A 17,887-nucleotide genomic window follows, 5' to 3' on the forward strand; every position below is an offset into this window, starting at 1 on the left:
TCTGGCTGCTTTTGTTTGTCTATAACCCAGTTTGCAAATAATTTTGAGTTTCAGCTGGTTCTTCTATCCATTGTGTAAGTATATGTATTGTTTTTTTCCGGCATGCTATAATATACTATGCAATTCATCATAAGTATCTTAGGAAGGATCATTTCTATGGACAAAAAAATTGGTTTTATTGGCTGTGGCAATATGGCAATGGCAATGATTCAAGGAATAATAAAATCTAAACAGATCAAGCCAAATCAGATTTATGCATCTAACCCGTCAATGGGAAATCTTGAAAAAGCAAAGAAGTTACATAATATCCATATTACCCAGGATAATCGGCTTGTAGCAGAAATATGTGATGTTGTCTTTCTATCGGTTCAGCCCCATCTATATGCAGCTATTATTGGAGAAATTAAGGATGTTGTAAAATCTGATGCAATTATCATTCTAGTCGCTGCAGGGCAAACCCTTGACCAAAATATCAAACGTTTTGGCCGAGACATCAAAATGGTTAAAGCCATGCCCAATACGCCATCGCTAATAGGTGAGGGCATGACATCGCTCAGTATAAATCCATTTGTTACTGAGAAGGAAAAAGAAGAGATTAAAGCTCTCTTAGAGAGCTTTGGTAGAGTGGAGTTGATCGAAGAGAATTTAATGGATGCTGCCAGTGCCGTAGGCGGCTCCTCTCCTGCCTTTGTATACCTGTTTATTGAGGCACTGGCAGACAGTGCTGTGATGCATGGAATGTCCAGAAAGCAAGCCTATGTTTTTGCAGCGCAATCTGTGTTGGGTGCAGCAAAAATGGTACTTGAAACAGATACTCATCCAGGAGAATTAAAGGATATGGTATGCTCCCCAGGCGGTTCAACCATCGAAGGAATTGCCAGTCTTGAAGAAAATGGCCTGCGGGCTGCTGTTATTAAAGCTGTTAACAGATGTGTAGAAAAGACGAAGAGCATCAGTAAATTATAGTCAAATGCTTAAAAATAAAAAGGGCAAGCACAAATTCCCTGCTTGCCCTTTGCAATCAATCCCATTTTACCCCTTCATCCCTGTATAAACCAGTACTGCATCTCTCAGGAACTTTGCCATTCCAGGCTGCTTTTTATCATAAAAAGCCGTAAATCTTTCATCGTCTACATACATCTGAGCCACTCCCGCATGGGCTTCCTTCGTGTATTGATCCCAATAAAAGCTTAACCACTGGCGATGTAAATCCGCTGCCTTCTGGGCCAGTTCGCCTGCAGGATCTCCCGTTTGGAATGCTTCATACAGGGTTTCGAGTACTTTTTCTCCCAGTTTCGTTATCTCTTCATATTCTTCCTGGGTCATATTTTTTAACTTATTATTGGATCGATTGACCGCTTCGTCTCCGTATTTCTCACGAACTTCTTTGCCATATTTCTTTTCATTGTCTTCAACTAATGTTTTCTTGAATCCTTCGAACTTTTCTTTATCTTTCATTAGAATACCCCTTTCTTTAGACGCAATTGTTTTTTCTACATTTGCAATCAGCAAATCTAACTGTGCCCTCTTTTCGATAAGTTTCTCCCGATGTTCTGCTAAAGCTTTTCCCTCGTCAAAATCAGGAGCTGTCATTAGGTCTTTAATGCTTTCTAAGTTTACGCCCAGTTCTTTATAAAACAGTATTTGCTGCAGCTGATCAATCTCTTTTTGTCCGTAAATCCGATATCCTGACGAGCTGATTCTTGCCGGCTTAAGAAGTCCAATCTCGTCATAATACCTTAAGGTTCGTGTACTGATACCTGCAATTTGGGCCAACTTTTGTACTGTATATTCCATGTTCTCACCTCCTGATAATATAAGCATACACCTTTACGCTGCGTCAAAGTCAACGGGTAATTGAATTTTTTTTATGATTCTATAATATACACTTACCTAGTTTTTTATTGTATGACATTTTTATCACATCCGTTCAATAAGAAAGCATCTGTTTTTCACAGATGCTGAATAATTTTGCTAAAACAAGAGGTTTGAATGCTTAATTATCCTTCCGTAGTTCCATAAGCTTCTCGGCGCTTTCATTACTCTCTTATGTATATTTATCGATTCTCTACAAATTGAATTTTTAATCCATTTGGATCTTTAACATAAAAGAATTTTACATGGGGATTCGGTTCAAAAGGCCCACTATGTATGTCGATTCCTTTCTCTTTTAAGAAGGTCATCATTTCTTCTACGGAGTTTGTTTCAAAACCAAGGGAAATATCCTGCCCAAAGGTTGATTCTTTACTGTTCTCATTATAGATTAATTCAACCTCGGTTTCTCCCTCTCCCAGAAAACAAATTTCTACCCCTGGTCCTGCTCCAAACCTTCTTTTTATCGGAAGACCGACAATTTCCTGATAAAATCTTAAAGATTCCTCCATATTTTTAACCATTACTGTAACCCAACAAAATTTCATTCCTTTTCATCCTCCTATCATTTCATTAACTAATGTGCTTATCATAGGCGTCAACTTAACCCATAATTTGTCATCCTGAGCGGAGTAAAACGGAGTCGAAGGATCTTTAAGCTAGATGATATATTCTGATAATCAAAAGTAATCTTGCTTATGTTCTATAAGATTCTTCGCTAACGCTCAGAATGACATGCTTCTAAGGTTTATTTGGAAATAATTGGATTACGTTGACGCCTATGATGTGCTTATTATTCTATAAAAATGTCAGATAAACACAATATCTTTTCTAAAAATCAATACTATTATGTAATCTCAAAGTTCTTTTAACTTAAAAATCACTGCAATCATTAATATCAAGGATTACTATCCTTTGGATTTGCGTCTGTCTTTTTTTGATCAACTCAATTTTATTCATAGTTCACCCCCTTTGTATAGTAAAATTATAGCAAAATTACAATTTTTAGTAAATTCATAAAAGTCTTCTTTAGGATGCTACCAGCACTAAAGCATAGGAATTATTTTTATCAAAAGGGCTTTCCTTAAAGTCTCCATATAGCTGAATACCGGTAAATCCAGCTTTACCCAACATTTTTACAATATCATCAGCAAATATAGGAAGTAATGGTATTTCGTTTTCTATTTCATTTCCGTCAACTTCCAGAATTGTTTTAAAGAAAATTTTATGCAAGACCTGATCATAGCGATAGTTACGCTTAAATGTCAGTCCTATATCTTTATTTTCTATCGTAGGCAAAGAACGAACATCTTTGGCTATTACCCTGTCATAGTTGATGATCTGAATGACCAGCTTACCGTTCTCATTTAATAAATTTTTCATAACTCTCAAAAACTCTTCTACTTCGTTTTCTCCATCAAGATGCACGAGAGAATTTCCGATACAAAAGACCAAGTCATATTTGGCATCTAGTTTTTTATCCAGCTCAAGCATATTTCCTTGGATGACATTTATATCTAGGGTGTTGTCTAAAACCTTATTTCTTAATTCTTCTACCATTCGTCTATCCAAATCAACTGCAGTTACCCTATATCCTCGTCTTGCAAGCTCTATGGAATATCCGCCTGTTCCACAGGCAACATCCAGTATCATCTTTGGGGGGTTCCCAGCTTTCCCCATGATAAAATTGACTTGTTCTTTTCCAACAGGAAAAATATAATCATAGTACTTAGAAATTTCCTCGTAAAAACCCAAAGGATCACACCCTTTCATATTTTTAGAATTGCATACTCTCTTAAGTTGTTAAACTATGCACACCTATCTAAGCTGCATATCTTAGGCTTCAATATTGCTTACGCTGTAAGGCTTTGCATCTATTCGATCACTTAAAAAAGTGGAACCCAGTATGAGGATGCCCCCGATCACCTGAATAAAACCCATATTCTCTCCTAGGAATATTGCTGCAATGATGACTGCTGAAATCGGATCAATATAGCTTAAAGCTGCTATGGTCTGTCCCTTTAGTTCCTGAATAGAAGTAAAATACAAAAAGTATGCAATTCCAGTATGAATTATACCCAATATTAGAATACATATGATGGCTGTAGCATTCATATTTCCTAAATCCATGTTTTCCTTCATAAAAACATAGGGTGCAAGCACTAAGGCTGCTATGATTAATTGAATGACCGTTGTTTCAAAACCAGAGAGGTTTTTTATGAATTTATTCATAAGTACAATACTGGCATATAAGACTGCCGCCGAGAGTCCATAGGCTATTCCAACAGGATGATTATACGTCCCAAGTACACTTTTCTCTCCCATACTAACAATTAGAAACAGCCCTATCATTGCCGTAAGAATACAGCCGATTTTCCCTGGAGATAATTTTTCTTTTAGGATAAAGGGGGATAACATCGTAACAAATATGGGCGCAAAATAATAACTTAAGGTTGCATTAGATATCGTCGTATATTTGTAAGCTTGGAATAAAAATATCCAATTGAAACCTATGGCTGCACCGGATAATACTAACATGATTATATTTTCTTTTATTGATGTCATGGAAAGCTTTTGCTTGGAAAAAAAGCTAGCGCAAATTAAAAATAAACTTCCGATGATTCCTCTTAGTAATGCAATTTCACTGGATGATAGATTAATATTTTTCACAAACACGCCAATGCTTCCGAAGACAAGCATGGCCGTGATAATTTTTATTTTTCCTCTCACCTTATCCCTCCTGATTGTTTAGATCAAAATTCGTCCCAGGACAAATATATTGATAAAGTGAGTCAAATGGCTTCATGCCACTTGACTCACTTTAATTTCTACTTCAATTTGGAACAGATTACTTGGGGGATAGTAGACGAATGTGAGTTGGTTGCTGTCTTTGCATTGAACAACCTAGACATCACCTCATGGCTGGCAAGCACATAGCCTAGTCTGCTCCCCGGTGAAAATATCTTCGAAAAGCTATTGGCCAATAGGGTATGGCCAGTTTCATCAAAGGCTTTAATCCGTAACAAATCACTGCCGCTGTAACGAATATCTCTGTAAGGATCGTCTTCTAAAATTACCGCATCATACTTGCTGCCTAATTCAGCTACTTTTTGTCTTCTGTCCAGGGACAGAGTTCTGCCTGTAGGGTTTTGGAATGTACAAATGTAGGTGACTCCACTAAAATCACATCACCGGGATCAATATACAGCTGGCACACAAGATTCATCGGCTCAAGGCCCCCGCTGGTAATCATAACATTTTCAATCTTTCCCTTAACTCCTTTTTTGGTTAACAAATCCTGGACAATATCGATTGGAAGGGCTTCTTTAGCAGGACACCACCGTCAAAAGAAATCATCTCCGGATCATTCATGGCGCTGAATAAGTTTCGAATAACCGCTGCGGATTTCTCCATGGCTGTCATACGTTGAGCAAATTTAGGCATTACACACCATCCCTTCTCTATAAATGAATCATCGCTGTTAATATCTGTTTTATTTTCTAAAACCCGCTTCTAAATCTGCGAATAATTTCTTTGCCATAGATATATCCACCTTCTAATAACTTGTAACCCTAAATAAATTATACACAAAATTTCGACTTTTAAAAGTCTGCTTTTTAAGGAGCAATAAAAAATCACTAGGCCGGAAATATAATTCTTGCGAAGAAAATAGCCAATGTCAAAGTAATAGAGCTAAAAACCGTTGATACTACAACCACCTGAGATGCGAAGTCCTTACAGTTGTCACATTCAACTGCAATCAATGCCGTATTGACTGCTGTTGGTACAGAATAAGAAATCAGCAATGTTTGTGCAGTAACCTTAGAGAAACCAAATAAATTTATTAGGGCCAGCGCCAGTATCGGTCCTAGGATGAGCCGCACAGTTACAGCAATATAAACATCTATACTTCCGAAATCAAACTTTGTTCTTGAAAGCTGGACCCCTAAGGTTAATAATGCCATTGCCACCAGTCCGTCTTTCAAGTACCCAATAGCCGGCCATATAGGTATTCCCGTTAAATCAATGTGTAAATATTTCATTAAAAGGGCGAATGATATGACATATATGGATGGCATTGAAAATATCTGACCTATAGAATCTTTAAATTTCATTTTAGCACTTCCTGCATTATAAAATCCTATTGTATTCATGGTTATATTCATAAATACCAAAACGATGATTTGTGTAGCCAGTGCTTCGCTGAGATAGGGTTTTTGCCCGTTAATAATGTAGGGTGCGTTTCCAAAAATTAATGTAATCAGAGATAGTCCTATGTTTCCTGTGTTATTGAACATAATAGAGTTTTTGAAGGCATTTGTCATATCGGTATCGTACTTACGGATTCCGGCAATGAATCTGGATAAAATATCATTGACTGCCATATATAAAACACAAAACAAAAGTACTTTCAGCAGACTAAAATCCAGATTGCTGGTATATAGATTAAAAAAAATAAAACCTGGCACAAACAAATAAAAGTTCAACTTACTCAGGGTATAGATATCTAAATTAAATTTTTTTCCTAAGACAAAACCTAATATGATCATCGTAAAAATCGGTACCACATTAAACCCAAGAATATGAAAAAATATAGACATCCTCTCACTCCTTTAATCCAGATAAAGTATAAGCATAATCATTGCTAAAGCTAATATAAAAGTATAACATTTTTCTTATAATAAACCTACATTTCTGAGTATTTTTTAATTAAAATGTAATAGGAACCTATCCTCTGATAGATTCCTATTTTGTAGGCTAGTGCTCATTTATATTGCGCTCTGCAGACTTCCTCGTCCAGATATATGCCGTCACACCGCCGGCAATGATCAGCAGCATCCCTCTAATAAGGATTTTATCGATGACGAATACAGTAGAAAATCCTATGGTTAGCCAGATTAAAAAGATTGCCCTCTTTTTTGCTTTTAGTGGAATCCCTTGGCCAGAAACATAATCCTTCACATAAGGCCCAAGATATTTGTTTGAAAGCACGAAATGATACAGTTTGTCGCTGCTTCTCATGTAACAGGCAAGGGACAGCAAAATAAATGGAGTAGTTGGAAGTATCGGCAGAACAATACCGACAGCTCCCAATCCCAGGCTAATGGTTCCAATTGTCATCAATATGATTTTCATCATCGAAAACTCCAATCTTTTACTTTTTAGAACGAATCTCTTCCACTATTCTTTGAATAAGATCTTGAACCTCAAAGCCTCCTCTTTCACTAATCATTTCGATGGTTGCTATTGAAGACATCGTCTTAAACAATATGGGGTTTTTCAACTTGCTATATTTCGGAGACAGATTAAACAAATAATCTTTAACAAAAGGATGCTCCTTTACCAAATCTCCTATAATGGTTTCCTTTGTAATCCCATACTCATTCTTTGCCTCTGCAGGGGCTGTCTCTTCACTTTTAACCTCCGGCTTTCTATGATTCCATGTCAGAAGTCTCTGGCTTCCTTCCAGGCTTCTAATTCGAGTTGCATCCTGCATCATTTCTAAGACTCCTCTAAAATTCCCTGCTTCATCTCTTACAGCGGTATAAATGATATAGATGAACTTTCCGCCGATCTCCAGCCAAAATTCCGCTTCATCCTGTTCTCCCGCTTTAAAAGCCCTGATGATTTCCTCAACCGTATGCACGCTTTCCCTTGGATGGCAGTTTTGGACCTTTCTTCCAATGACTCCTGCACTTCTGGGGAATACTCTGTGTTTCGTATCACTATAGAATTTGACGATTTCATGCTCATCTACATAGGATAAATCTACCTGCAAATGCTTAAAGATGAGATTAATCTGTTCAAGCGTCAGCTTTCCCTGGCTCACATCTAGGGCTTCATCCTTTGCCGGATTCATTAGTACACCGTGTTTTTGAAGTACATATGCTAAATCCTTAACCAGTTCATTATTAGAATCCAGCTTCATATCTTGTTTCGATTCACTTTTATAAGGCAAAGGTGTCTCAATTAAACAATAACCTATTTCGTCATCTCCTATCCTCATCTTCACAAAATCTTCGTCAGATAGAATATCCAAACAAGTAGGATAGAGTATTTCCTCTTCCTTTACCATCATATCTTCAACCATTTCAATAACCTCATCCTGCAGCTTCAAAAACTCATTGTCCTGATCCTTTTCCAGATATGCTTTCGATTTTTTGATAGTATTTTTAATTTTATTTTCCAGTGTCCACATTACCTTTGAGGGTTTATCAAAGCCTTTGCTCTCCAGTGCAGGATATAATTGATTTTGTTTCCTGGCAAAGTGGATATTGACTTCTTCTAGTTTATCATATATTTCAGCCCATTGGTTCTTGATAAATTTCTTTTGCAGCATATCTCTCATCTGATTCAACACATTTCTGATCGCAGATACTTCATCAAGATAAGTTCTAATAGGGTGTCCTAAGGGCAGCTCCAGTTTGTTGCTTACCAACAGACCATCAAAGATTTCCAATATTTCATCCATTCTTTCTGCCAGTACATCATCCGAGATCCCATACTGCTGAAGGTATTGCTCGCATATTGCAAATTCCTGAGCCGTTACGCTGTCAAAAGATGCTTTCATCTCTGATTTTGCCGCTTCTTGAGAAATATTTCCCCTAAGATAATTCAGTTTGATGTTCATAATCTTTTCGATTTTCTGATCATCAAGATTTAAATATTCCCCCATTTTTATCTTCTCTAGAGCTGTCATAGGTCCAATGTCGTTGATTTCTTTTTTCATATTCTCCTCATCCCTTCTCTCTAATGGTAAAGCAAACTTTATGCTGTTGCCTTCCGAAATAAATTTGAAAAGTCTTTATACAAATATTCAAATGATAATCTTTATCATATATAAAATATACCATTTTTTTTCTGTCTTCTATGTGATTCCCGTCACATGATTATTTTTTTCCACTGTCTCAAGTTTTTTTGACTCACTGTTTTCTTGGGAGAGGATATACTTTCTTTACAAAAAAAGGAAGAAAATAGTCTCTTCCTTTTTGTTCAATGTCATAACTTCTATCTAACCCACAATATATCCAAAAACCATAGAGCTTTTTACATCCTTTTATTTATCAGTTAATCCTCCCCTTTTCGTATTCTTAAAAGCCTTTTGATATCTTCCGATTTGCTTATTTGGCCTTTCTCCGGCAATGCCTTTTTTATTTCCGGTCTTCTTCTTTTCTTCAAGCAGCTTTTTTATTTTTTCAATATTATTATTTGACATTCTTACTCTCCTTTAGGAATCGATCAAATCTTCAAACAGATACCCGCTCTCATTGTATCGAAATTGAACAGTGTGCCATTTTAGACCACATAGTTTTTCTGATTTGTGTTCTATATTGGAACATTCATTGTAAAAATTCAGAAATATTCAGAATTCCGCACGGTAAAACTGTTATTTTTCAATACACTTATAGGAAAAGGATTTCCGTTTGATGATTGGCATAATAATTGCTTCTTTATATTATTATACAGTGTTTTCTTGTAAAAGAATAAAAATTATTTAGAGGAGGTAATTTTGTGAACAAATTTATAAGAGTAGACATGACTACAAAACAAGTTACTATCGAAGAAGTTCCAGCTAAATATGCAGGCTTGGGAGGACGTGCGCTGACTTCCAATTTTGTTGCCGACGAAGTTAAACCTACCTGTCATGCTTTAGGAAAAAACAACAAAATCATCTTTGCTCCAGGTTTACTAAGTGGTACTACAGCTCCTAACTCTGGACGTATTTCTGTTGGCGCTAAGAGTCCTCTAACTGGTACAATTAAAGAAAGTAACTCCGGTGGCTCTTTCTCACAAAAAATGGCAAAAGCAGGCATCAAAGCTTTAGTAATCGAAGGAATGCCTACAGATGATAAATTCTATGTAATAAAGATGGATGTTAATGGGGCAGCGATTGAAGAAGCTCCAGAAGAAATTCTCGGTGGCTGCGGCAACTATAAGGCCATTGAAGTTTTAAGTGCAAAGTACGGTGAAAAAGTAGGCATCGCTCTAGCCGGCCCAGCAGGTGAACATCGTTTGCCTACTGCTAATATCTCCTTTAAAGATCCAGAGGGCAATATGCGCAGCGCAGGCCGCGGCGGTTTAGGCGCAGTACTGGGCTCTAAAAAAGTAAAAGCTGTAGTAATTGATGATACGGGTGCCGGTGCAGTTCCGATCGCAGATCCTGAGAAATTTAGAGCAGCGTCAAAAGTATTCTCAAAAGCCCTTTTAGATCATCCAGTTGCTGGTCAAGGCTTGGCTGCCTATGGTACAGACGTATTGATTAACATCTTGAACGAAGCCGGCGGTCTTCCTGCCAATAACTTTACATCTGGCCGTATAGAACATAACGATAACATTTCCGGCGAAACCTTAAATGCTACCATCACAGAGCGCGGCGGTGAAGGCAAGGTATCCCACGGCTGCCACCCTGGATGTATCATCAGATGTTCTCAGTGGTATCCGGATAAAGATGGAAAATATATCACCAGCGGTTTTGAGTATGAAACCATCTGGGGTCTTGGCGCCGATGCCGGCATCAAAGACTTAGATGAGATTGCTTATATTGACCGTGCAATGGATGATATCGGTGTTGACAGTATCGAAACAGCCGTTGCTGTAGCCACCGCTATGGAAGGCGGTTTATTGCCTTGGGGAGATGGCAAAGCTGTGCTAGATGCTGTTAAGCAGATTGCCGTACCAACGCCCTTAGGAAGAATTCTTGGCGGTGGTACTGCTGTTGTAGGTAAGGTATGTGGTTTATTTAGGACACCTGTAGTAAAAGATCAGGCTATCCCTGCCTATGACCCACGTCCTATTAAAGGTATCGGTTTAACCTATGCTACTACGCCTATGGGTGCTGACCATACTGCAGGCTACTGTATTTCCGGTAACATTCTTAAGGTAGGTGCTGATATTGATCCGCTTAAGAAGGATGGACAAATCGAATATGCTCGTGCAATGCAAATTGGAACTGCAGCAGTAGATAGTACCGGTATGTGTCTGTTTGTTTACTTCGGTATTGCTGACAATCCTGGCGGATATCAAGCGCTGATCGATATGATCAACGCACAATATGGCACAGAATTAACTGCAGCGGATGTTGACAAACTGGGCGAATCGGTTCTTAAGGTTGAGCGTGCCTTCAATAAAGCAGCCGGCTTCACCAATGCCCATGACCGTCTGCCTGAATTCTTCGAATATGAGCCATGTGCTCCACACAATGTAGTTTGGGACTTTACACCTGAAGAAATTGATGAGGTTTATAACTTTTAATTGAATCTCCGCTCTTGGCCATCGTGGCTTTAGGGGGTTATGATATCCTTGTAGTGAAAAAGCCGGACTTCGTTCCGGCTTCAATTTTTTAATGCTTTTCAATACCCTTTATACCTATTTTAGCGTATTATATTCATATTAAATAGATCAAATGAGGCTATTTTTAAATATGAAGCTAAGCATTAGGGAGGTCAGATTTATGTCCGAACAAGTTGAAAAATCAATTGAGGTCAGAGGCTTTCTTCATTTAGATGCAGCGTTCCGAAAAAAGCATGGCAAGATTCCTTTGATCATGGATCTGGATTCCCCCATTACCGGTAGGGAACTGGCAGAAAAGCTAGAAATCCCATGGGATGAAATAGAAGTTATTTTTGTAAACGGTTTCGTTCAGGATTTGGATTATGTGATCCATCCCGGTGATCGGGTAGCTTTTTTACCACCGGGTTGTCCTGGTCCCTATAGGATAGCACTGGGGTTTTATGGAAAAAACCAGAATAACGAGGCAAATTTCAGAATCAAAAAGAAGTAGAATTTCCAAAACAAACTGTAGGGGGAGAGTGAATGAAAGAATCAAATAAGCATTTGGGAACAGAACTATTTGCGGTTGGCCAGAAGGTTCTTATTGATAAAGATGGTCATTTAAAGCTGCCTGTATCCATGGATAAGGAACAAGAGGCTATATTCGTTTCAACGGAGGGAGGATACCAGTTGATCCCTCTACTGCCTGATGTAAAAAGAATATATTTAGAGGTCACTACAGAATGCAATTTTTCTTGTATCACCTGTATTCGCAGTTCCTGGCAGGACGCACTTATCCATATGGATTGGGAAACCTTTGAAAACGTGCTAAAGAATCTTAAGGAATTACCGAACCTGGAATCTGTTCACTTTGGCGGCTTTGGGGAACCGATGTCCCATCCAAGAATTTTCGATATGCTGGGTGCTGTGAAAAATCTTGGATTAAGGGTAGAAATGATTACAAATGGTTCTTTTTTAGTGGAGGAGAACATTAGGAAATTGATTGATTTAGAATTGGATATGCTCTTTACTTCTCTGGACAGCCCCGATGAGGGTGAGTATAATGAAATTCGGCAGGGAGCCGACTTTCAAAGTGTCACACAAAATGTTTCCAATTTGCAGGCGATGAAGCAAGAAAGAAAGGTTAGGAAGCCAGAACTGGGTATAGAGTTTGTGGCTATGAAAAAGAATTATGCCAATCTGCCCAAGCTGATTCGCATGGCTTGTGATCTTAAGGTCAGTCAGATCATAATCAGCAATTTGCTGCCATACCATGAATCCATGAAGGATGAAATCGTATATGACATAGATGACACAGGACGTATGTTTGGTAAAGAATCCTTAAGAACCACTATTTTTGCCCAGATGTCCAATATGAAATTGCGTACTGAGCGCAGCTGTAAATTTGTGAAGGATAAATCCCTATGTATCAATTATCAAGGCAATATCAGCCCCTGTTATGCTCTAATGCATACTTATGAGTGCTATATATACGGACGGAAAAAGCAAATATATCCTTGTTATTTGGGCAATGTCAATGAAAGAAAGCTTTTAAATATATGGACAGATCCTGGATATGTGAACTTTAGGCGGGCTGTTGATGAAAATCTCTTTCCTTCATGTACGGACTGTAAGTCTCTGGATGGCTGCAATTATACAGAGAGCAATGAGATGGATTGTTGGGGCAACAGCCCATCCTGTGCCGAATGTCTTTGGTCAAGGCGCATCATCGCCTGTCCGTAGATTGATAACTCACCTTACATTTAAAGGGCATACCGCATTATGGACTTACTATATCTCAATGAATGCACCCCTTGGTGATGAGTCCTACTTATAGTATACTGAGAATAGGAGGTGAGAATGGTGCAGGTAACGGTAAAACTATTTGCAACCCTTAGAAACAACCGTGAAAAAGAGATGAGGATGGATTTAGCTTCAGGCGCTGCGCCCAAAGATATCATAGATCGCTTAAATATCGCTCAAGAAGAAGCAGCAATTATTATGATCAATGGAAGAGGTGCAAAATTAGATACAGTCTTAAAGGATAATGATATTGTATCTATCTTTCCGCCGGTTGGCGGCGGCTAAAAAGCTTAAGATCCTCTACAGGATCTTAAGCTTTTTAGCTGTTTCAATGACTGCAACCCGATTATTTACCTGAAGCTTGCTGTAAATATTAATAATATGGGATTTGACCGTAGCTAAAGAAATGCAGAGATGCTCTGCAATCTCCTTATTGGAAGCACCCCTTGTTATTTCCATCAATACGTCTATTTCCCGTTCACTGAGAATAGACTTTGTTTCTGCGTTGCAAAGCTTCACGATCTCATTATAATGGTTTTTTTCATCATAATTCAGCCCACTGTAAAAGTCAGATTCAAATTGCCTTATTACTTTAGCCAAGATTTCGCGCCCTTTATAAAGGTGAACCCCTGTATTTCCAATATAGAAGCTAGTATTGAACATAGTAATATACCGATTGGATCTCAGTATTTTATCCATTTCTTCATACAATGCTTCACATTGATTCAATTCTCCCATATCCTCCAATATTTGTGATTTGATGCTGAAGGAAAAAAAGTTAATGTACAAGTTGCTGGTGCTTGCTGAGCAGCTCATCGCTTGGTTAATAAAGTTCAGCGCATCATCATACCTGCACAGGGTATATAGAAAAGAAGCGTCTTTTATAAGAATCAGTGCTTTCGTCGTTTCCTTCAGTGGCAGCTTAGCAATATCCTCGATATCCATAATATCGATTTCGTTGATGCAAAAGCTATCCTCTACAAATATATTAGAAAACCTGAATGCAGAAAAAGTTGAATCCTCAGACATATTGGTCTTATATACCTCGTATAACCTTCTGCATTTTTCAAATTCCATATTGGCATAATGGTAAAAGAAACATTGATACGCAAAATCGGGATTTTTAACAATAACCATTTCAGGAATCCTATCAGCATAGGAGTAGAGCGTCATGTTTTGAGGAAGCTCCAGCATAATCTTCATTGCTTCCATATATTCCTCTGCTTGCAGCAGCTGTTCGATGGATTGATTGTAATCTCCCAGTTTTCTTAGGATATCCGCTGCTTTTAACCGAAATTGAATTTGAGTTTCCCTACTGAAACATATCCCTTTAATCACTTTATTTTCCTTATAGCTTTTTTCTAGATTTCTTACACTTATGATTTCACTCATAATCAATCATCTCCTTTGCTATCATTGTAGCTCTTGAAGTCAAAAACAAAATCAACCTTTCGGTTGATTTTGAAGGTTGATTATTCAGTTTGTCCTAAGAGCAATAGTTCTTAAATATTAGTTATTTTCTGCAGCAGTATAAAGAAAGTATTATCGAATATCAAATGTTTATAACAGTGGTGGCTTTATTGATTATTTTGTCCATTTTGTCATAATCGAGCCTTTTCACGCTGCATCCCCCTCGAAGCATAAATAAGACAACATTACACCTCCCAATCGGAAGGTTTCGTGACAAAATAACTGTTGATTACTTTGTCTTTATATTGAGTGCCCTATCTTTTTAAGTAACCGTATTTTTGCCTGCCTTTTTAGAGTAATTAAGCTTTTCATCAGATTTGCCAAATAATTCATTTACATTTTGTACTTCACAGCAAGTAGGTACTCCCATACTACAGGAAAGTAATCATAATCACTTTTCCCAATCACCTCTGCAGGATCATCAATGCCAAACAATGATGCATGGGCCTTGCTGCTTAAAATAAAATTAGAATTTCTATCCTTAAAGTAGATGGTGTCCTGTGAATTGTTCATGATCGTATCAATGATCAGGATTTTTGTAAGTCCTGATTTCTTCATATGAAAAGTATTGCCAGCAGCCTTATTTTCCGTGCAATCGTTTTCCATAACAGCCTCCTCATAATTCTTTCAGAATCACTAAGCACAAAGGAATAGGTCAATCTATATATTTGTTTCTTAAGACCTATTTCGCCCTGATTTTCAATATTCCTTCCATAATTTCATATTTTGTCAATGATTCTCGCATATTCTCACAGCCATTGCTGCCTATAATAAGACCCACTGCCTGCCCATTGAGAAAAGAAAGACCCATGACAAAATCGGCAATAACCACCAATCTATCATCACTATAAAGTTTATGTCGGAAAATGATGAAAAGATAACAAGACTCTTTCACAGGCATATCATGTTACAACTTAAACTGCTGCAGAATAATTATTTTAAAAATAGCAGAATTTATTATATAATTTAGATTGTATAAAGTCTCCCTTTACAAGCTTTATATAGATTTTTTTAATCCCCAGCGAAAATACTATCATGACGATAGTCTGCAAACACTATAGCTTTCTGATATTGAGGGGAAGTTATTACACTAAGGAGATGGAGGGATTCAGTAATGTTAGATTTTACAAGCAGTTATTTTACCATGAAGGAATCGGATGTTGTAGAGTATGTAAAGACTATGCTAGATTGCTTTAAAAAGGATGCTGACCTTAGCTGTCAAGAAATAGGTGATGGGAATCTGAACTATGTCTTCAGGGTAGTAGATCATAAAACAGGACAATCTATTATCATCAAGCAGGCAGGGCCAGTAGCCAGAATTTCGGATGAATTTAAGGTTTCCACTGATAGAAACAGGATAGAATACGAAATCCTGCGTATCCAGTATGATTTAGCTCCCGGACTTGTTCCTAAAGTATATCATTATGATGCTGTTATGAATTGCTGTGTAATGGAAGACCTCTCCGATCACAGGATCATGCGGACAGCCCTGATGAACTATGAGAAGTTCCCACTTTTCGCAGATCATATCACTACTTTTATGGTGAACACCCTATTGCTAACCTCTGACGTAGTGATGAATCACAAAGAGAAAAAAGCGCTGGTAGGCAGCTTTATTAACCCGGATTTGTGTGAAATAACTGAAGACCTAGTTTATACAGAACCCTTCTTTGACTGTCCAAGGAATGATGTTTTCCCTCCTACTATTGAATTTGCCAGAAATGAATTATGGAAGGATGAAAAGCTGCGCTTAGAAACTGCTAAGTTGAAGTTTGAATTCATGACCCATGCCCAATCCCTAATACACGGAGATCTTCATACCGGCTCAATCTTCGTTAAGCCTGAGTCTACAAAGGTTATCGACCCTGAGTTTGCCTTCTATGGCCCAGCAGGCTATGATGTAGGCAATGTCCTTGCCAATCTCATTTTTTCTTACTTGCACGCAGATGCTACAATAGAGGATTTAGAACAGAAAGAGGACTACAAAGATTGGCTTGCAAAAACGATCATTGATGTTACAGATCTGTTTAGGGACAAGTTCATGACTACATGGAAGGAAAAAATTAAAGAGCCTGTGGCAAGGTACAAAGGATTTCCAGAGTATTATCTGGACGGAGTGATGCGGGATACCTCTGCTGCAGCTGGCTTAGAGCTTTGTAGAAGAACTCTGGGTATTGCTCATGTAAGAGATATCACTTCTATTTGCGATGTGACAAAAAGAGCTAGAGCAGAAAAGATAGCTCTCACTATTGGAAAACGCTTCATTCTTGAAAGAGAAAACATAGCTGTCGGCACCGATTATGTGAGGGTTCTTAAAGAAACTGAAGAAATTTTTTAGTGGGAGGCTAAAATATGGGAAAAACAGTTGACACAAACCAAAGTGTTATCCAATCTGTAGTCTTGGCAGATGAAAAAGATAGCATCATTCTCTTAGATCAGACCCTTCTTCCTAACGAGAAGAGATTTTTAGAAATCAAAGAGATGAAGGATTTATGGGAGGCTATTTATGAGTTAAAGGTTCGTGGAGCCCCCGCCATAGGTATTGCCGCTGCCTTTGGTGTTTATCTTGGTACTAAAGTTTCAAAAGCAGAAACCTTTGAGGCTTTATATGAGGATTTTAAAAGGGTAAAAGAATATCTGGCAACTTCCCGTCCAACGGCTGTCAACCTCTTCTGGGCATTAGATAGAATGGAAGCCAGATTTAAAAGGGAAACAGGTAAAACACCTCAGGAGATTAAACAGGCCCTAAAGGAAGAAGCTGAAAAAATCAGGGTAGAGGATGAAAAAGTATGTGAAGCTATTGGTAGCTACGGTCTTTCCCTATTGCAGCCCGGTTGGGGAATTCTCACCCATTGTAATGCAGGAACCATCGCTACTGCAAAATTTGGTACGGCCTTGGCACCCATTTATTTAGGGAAGGCCCAGGGTTATAATTTTAAGGTTTATGCCGACGAAACCAGACCTTTGTTGCAAGGTGCAAGACTTACTGCGTGGGAACTAAAGGAGGCAGATGTGGATGTTACGCTTATCTGTGATAACATGGCTTCCATCGTCATGCAGGAGGGAAAAGTCCAGGCCGTACTAGTCGGCTGTGACCGGGTAGCTGCCAATGGTGATGCAGCGAATAAGATTGGAACCTCCGGTGTAGCAATTTTGGCAAAGTACTATGGCATTCCTTTCTATGTATGTGCACCTATGTCAACCATCGATATGGGCTGTAAAACCGGGAAAGATATTCATATAGAATTACGACCGGATGAAGAAATAACATCTAAATGGTATGTACAGCCGATGGCTCCTGCAGGAGTGAAGACCTATAATCCATCCTTTGACGTAACCCCCGGGGATTTAATTACTGCCATTATTACTGAAAAAGGTATTGTCTACCCACCCTATCAGGAGAACTTAGCCGCTATATTTAAATAAGCTTTTCATACAGAAACCCTCCTTTCGAAGTACGGAGGGTTTCTGT

At 38.2% G+C, this 17,887-nt stretch carries 21 protein-coding genes; 7 read left to right on the top strand and 14 right to left on the bottom strand.

Annotated elements, in window-relative coordinates:
* Positions 1-156 precede the first annotated feature (156 nt).
* Complete coding sequence (proC, locus tag BUB56_RS03605; protein ID WP_110940019.1) at positions 157-966, top strand: pyrroline-5-carboxylate reductase; 810 nt, start codon at positions 157-159, stop codon at positions 964-966.
* 66 nt (positions 967-1,032) lie between these two features.
* Here the strand turns inward: proC and BUB56_RS03610 are convergent, their stop codons facing one another.
* The 11 genes from BUB56_RS03610 to BUB56_RS19315 all read right to left on the bottom strand — a co-directional run bounded on the left by BUB56_RS03610 (position 1,033) and on the right by BUB56_RS19315 (position 9,088).
* Complete coding sequence (locus tag BUB56_RS03610; RefSeq protein ID WP_110940020.1) at positions 1,033-1,797, bottom strand: MerR family transcriptional regulator; 765 nt, start codon at positions 1,795-1,797, stop codon at positions 1,033-1,035.
* A 260-nt stretch (positions 1,798-2,057) separates the two neighbouring features.
* The gene (locus BUB56_RS03615) at positions 2,058-2,420 is read right to left on the bottom strand and encodes a VOC family protein (RefSeq protein WP_110940021.1); all 363 of its coding nucleotides are present in this window, start codon (positions 2,418-2,420) and stop codon (positions 2,058-2,060) included.
* 481 nt (positions 2,421-2,901) lie between these two features.
* Entirely contained in the window at positions 2,902-3,627 is a 726-nt protein-coding gene (locus BUB56_RS03620) for a class I SAM-dependent methyltransferase (RefSeq protein WP_110940022.1), read from the bottom strand.
* Positions 3,628-3,708: 81 nt separating this feature from the next.
* Entirely contained in the window at positions 3,709-4,602 is an 894-nt protein-coding gene (locus tag BUB56_RS03625) for a DMT family transporter (RefSeq protein ID WP_110940023.1), read from the bottom strand.
* A 98-nt stretch (positions 4,603-4,700) separates the two neighbouring features.
* Positions 4,701-5,036: an aminotransferase class I/II-fold pyridoxal phosphate-dependent enzyme gene (locus BUB56_RS20260; RefSeq protein WP_334292822.1), complete on the bottom strand. Its 336-nt coding sequence runs from the start codon at positions 5,034-5,036 to the stop codon at positions 4,701-4,703.
* Positions 4,976-5,167 carry a hypothetical protein gene (locus BUB56_RS19785; protein ID WP_242946208.1) on the bottom strand — a complete coding sequence of 64 codons (192 nt, stop codon included), beginning with the start codon at positions 5,165-5,167 and terminating at the stop codon, positions 4,976-4,978. Before BUB56_RS19785 ends, BUB56_RS20260 begins: the two co-directional genes overlap by 61 nt.
* Positions 5,161-5,316: a hypothetical protein gene (locus tag BUB56_RS19790; RefSeq protein ID WP_242946209.1), complete on the bottom strand. Its 156-nt coding sequence runs from the start codon at positions 5,314-5,316 to the stop codon at positions 5,161-5,163. Before BUB56_RS19790 ends, BUB56_RS19785 begins: the two co-directional genes overlap by 7 nt.
* A 194-nt stretch (positions 5,317-5,510) precedes the next feature.
* Positions 5,511-6,473: an AEC family transporter gene (locus BUB56_RS03635; RefSeq protein ID WP_110940024.1), complete on the bottom strand. Its 963-nt coding sequence runs from the start codon at positions 6,471-6,473 to the stop codon at positions 5,511-5,513.
* A 157-nt stretch (positions 6,474-6,630) separates the two neighbouring features.
* Complete coding sequence (locus BUB56_RS03640; RefSeq protein WP_207650390.1) at positions 6,631-7,008, bottom strand: YbaN family protein; 378 nt, start codon at positions 7,006-7,008, stop codon at positions 6,631-6,633.
* Positions 7,009-7,027: 19 nt separating this feature from the next.
* Positions 7,028-8,602 (bottom strand): PAS domain-containing protein, encoded by a 1,575-nt coding sequence (locus BUB56_RS03645; RefSeq protein WP_190014144.1) that lies wholly within the window; start codon positions 8,600-8,602, stop codon positions 7,028-7,030.
* 327 nt (positions 8,603-8,929) lie between these two features.
* Positions 8,930-9,088 (bottom strand): hypothetical protein, encoded by a 159-nt coding sequence (locus BUB56_RS19315; protein WP_190014146.1) that lies wholly within the window; start codon positions 9,086-9,088, stop codon positions 8,930-8,932.
* A 296-nt stretch (positions 9,089-9,384) separates the two neighbouring features.
* On the opposite strand from BUB56_RS19315, the gene BUB56_RS03650 reads away from it, so the two are divergent.
* The 4 genes from BUB56_RS03650 to BUB56_RS03665 all read left to right on the top strand — a co-directional run bounded on the left by BUB56_RS03650 (position 9,385) and on the right by BUB56_RS03665 (position 13,230).
* The gene (locus BUB56_RS03650; protein ID WP_110940026.1) at positions 9,385-11,124 is read left to right on the top strand and encodes an aldehyde ferredoxin oxidoreductase family protein; all 1,740 of its coding nucleotides are present in this window, start codon (positions 9,385-9,387) and stop codon (positions 11,122-11,124) included.
* 199 nt (positions 11,125-11,323) lie between these two features.
* Entirely contained in the window at positions 11,324-11,653 is a 330-nt protein-coding gene (locus tag BUB56_RS03655) for a MoaD/ThiS family protein (RefSeq protein ID WP_110940027.1), read from the top strand.
* A 32-nt stretch (positions 11,654-11,685) separates the two neighbouring features.
* Positions 11,686-12,885, top strand: coding sequence for a tungsten cofactor oxidoreductase radical SAM maturase (locus BUB56_RS03660; protein ID WP_190014148.1), 1,200 nt, complete (start codon positions 11,686-11,688; stop codon positions 12,883-12,885).
* Between the two features lie 117 nt (positions 12,886-13,002).
* On the top strand, positions 13,003-13,230 hold the full coding sequence (locus tag BUB56_RS03665; protein ID WP_242946210.1) for a MoaD/ThiS family protein: 228 nt from the start codon (positions 13,003-13,005) through the stop codon (positions 13,228-13,230).
* 15 nt (positions 13,231-13,245) lie between these two features.
* On the opposite strand, the gene BUB56_RS19795 is transcribed toward BUB56_RS03665, so the two are convergent.
* From BUB56_RS19795 to BUB56_RS03680, 3 genes are all read right to left on the bottom strand, one after another.
* Entirely contained in the window at positions 13,246-14,337 is a 1,092-nt protein-coding gene (locus tag BUB56_RS19795; RefSeq protein ID WP_110940028.1) for a response regulator transcription factor, read from the bottom strand.
* A gap of 411 nt (positions 14,338-14,748) precedes the next feature.
* Positions 14,749-15,021, bottom strand: a complete 273-nt coding sequence (locus BUB56_RS03675; protein ID WP_110940029.1) for a hypothetical protein — start codon at positions 15,019-15,021, stop codon at positions 14,749-14,751.
* Positions 15,022-15,097: 76 nt separating this feature from the next.
* On the bottom strand, positions 15,098-15,316 hold the full coding sequence (locus BUB56_RS03680) for a hypothetical protein (protein WP_110940030.1): 219 nt from the start codon (positions 15,314-15,316) through the stop codon (positions 15,098-15,100).
* A gap of 213 nt (positions 15,317-15,529) precedes the next feature.
* On the opposite strand from BUB56_RS03680, the gene mtnK reads away from it, so the two are divergent.
* Complete coding sequence (gene mtnK, locus BUB56_RS03685; protein WP_110940031.1) at positions 15,530-16,753, top strand: S-methyl-5-thioribose kinase; 1,224 nt, start codon at positions 15,530-15,532, stop codon at positions 16,751-16,753.
* Between the two features lie 14 nt (positions 16,754-16,767).
* On the top strand, positions 16,768-17,841 hold the full coding sequence (mtnA, locus tag BUB56_RS03690; protein WP_110940032.1) for an S-methyl-5-thioribose-1-phosphate isomerase: 1,074 nt from the start codon (positions 16,768-16,770) through the stop codon (positions 17,839-17,841).
* Positions 17,842-17,887: the final 46 nt, after the last annotated feature.

This window comes from Geosporobacter subterraneus DSM 17957, assembly GCF_900142145.1.
In the GTDB taxonomy this organism is placed as follows: Bacteria; Bacillota; Clostridia; order Peptostreptococcales; family Thermotaleaceae; genus Geosporobacter; species Geosporobacter subterraneus.

Coding starts and splice junctions, on each gene's coding strand:
- proC (WP_110940019.1), top strand. CDS start 157: ATGGACAAAAAAATTGGTTTTATTGGCTGTGGCAATATGGCAATGGCA.
- BUB56_RS03610 (WP_110940020.1), bottom strand. CDS start 1,797: ATGGAATATACAGTACAAAAGTTGGCCCAAATTGCAGGTATCAGTACA.
- BUB56_RS03615 (WP_110940021.1), bottom strand. CDS start 2,420: ATGAAATTTTGTTGGGTTACAGTAATGGTTAAAAATATGGAGGAATCT.
- BUB56_RS19790 (WP_242946209.1), bottom strand. CDS start 5,316: ATGCCTAAATTTGCTCAACGTATGACAGCCATGGAGAAATCCGCAGCG.
- BUB56_RS03635 (WP_110940024.1), bottom strand. CDS start 6,473: ATGTCTATATTTTTTCATATTCTTGGGTTTAATGTGGTACCGATTTTT.
- BUB56_RS03640 (WP_207650390.1), bottom strand. CDS start 7,008: ATGAAAATCATATTGATGACAATTGGAACCATTAGCCTGGGATTGGGA.
- BUB56_RS03645 (WP_190014144.1), bottom strand. CDS start 8,602: ATGAAAAAAGAAATCAACGACATTGGACCTATGACAGCTCTAGAGAAG.
- BUB56_RS19315 (WP_190014146.1), bottom strand. CDS start 9,088: ATGTCAAATAATAATATTGAAAAAATAAAAAAGCTGCTTGAAGAAAAG.
- BUB56_RS03655 (WP_110940027.1), top strand. CDS start 11,324: ATGTCCGAACAAGTTGAAAAATCAATTGAGGTCAGAGGCTTTCTTCAT.
- BUB56_RS03660 (WP_190014148.1), top strand. CDS start 11,686: ATGAAAGAATCAAATAAGCATTTGGGAACAGAACTATTTGCGGTTGGC.
- BUB56_RS03665 (WP_242946210.1), top strand. CDS start 13,003: ATGGTGCAGGTAACGGTAAAACTATTTGCAACCCTTAGAAACAACCGT.
- BUB56_RS19795 (WP_110940028.1), bottom strand. CDS start 14,337: ATGAGTGAAATCATAAGTGTAAGAAATCTAGAAAAAAGCTATAAGGAA.
- BUB56_RS03675 (WP_110940029.1), bottom strand. CDS start 15,021: ATGGAAAACGATTGCACGGAAAATAAGGCTGCTGGCAATACTTTTCAT.
- BUB56_RS03680 (WP_110940030.1), bottom strand. CDS start 15,316: ATGCCTGTGAAAGAGTCTTGTTATCTTTTCATCATTTTCCGACATAAA.
- mtnK (WP_110940031.1), top strand. CDS start 15,530: ATGTTAGATTTTACAAGCAGTTATTTTACCATGAAGGAATCGGATGTT.
- mtnA (WP_110940032.1), top strand. CDS start 16,768: ATGGGAAAAACAGTTGACACAAACCAAAGTGTTATCCAATCTGTAGTC.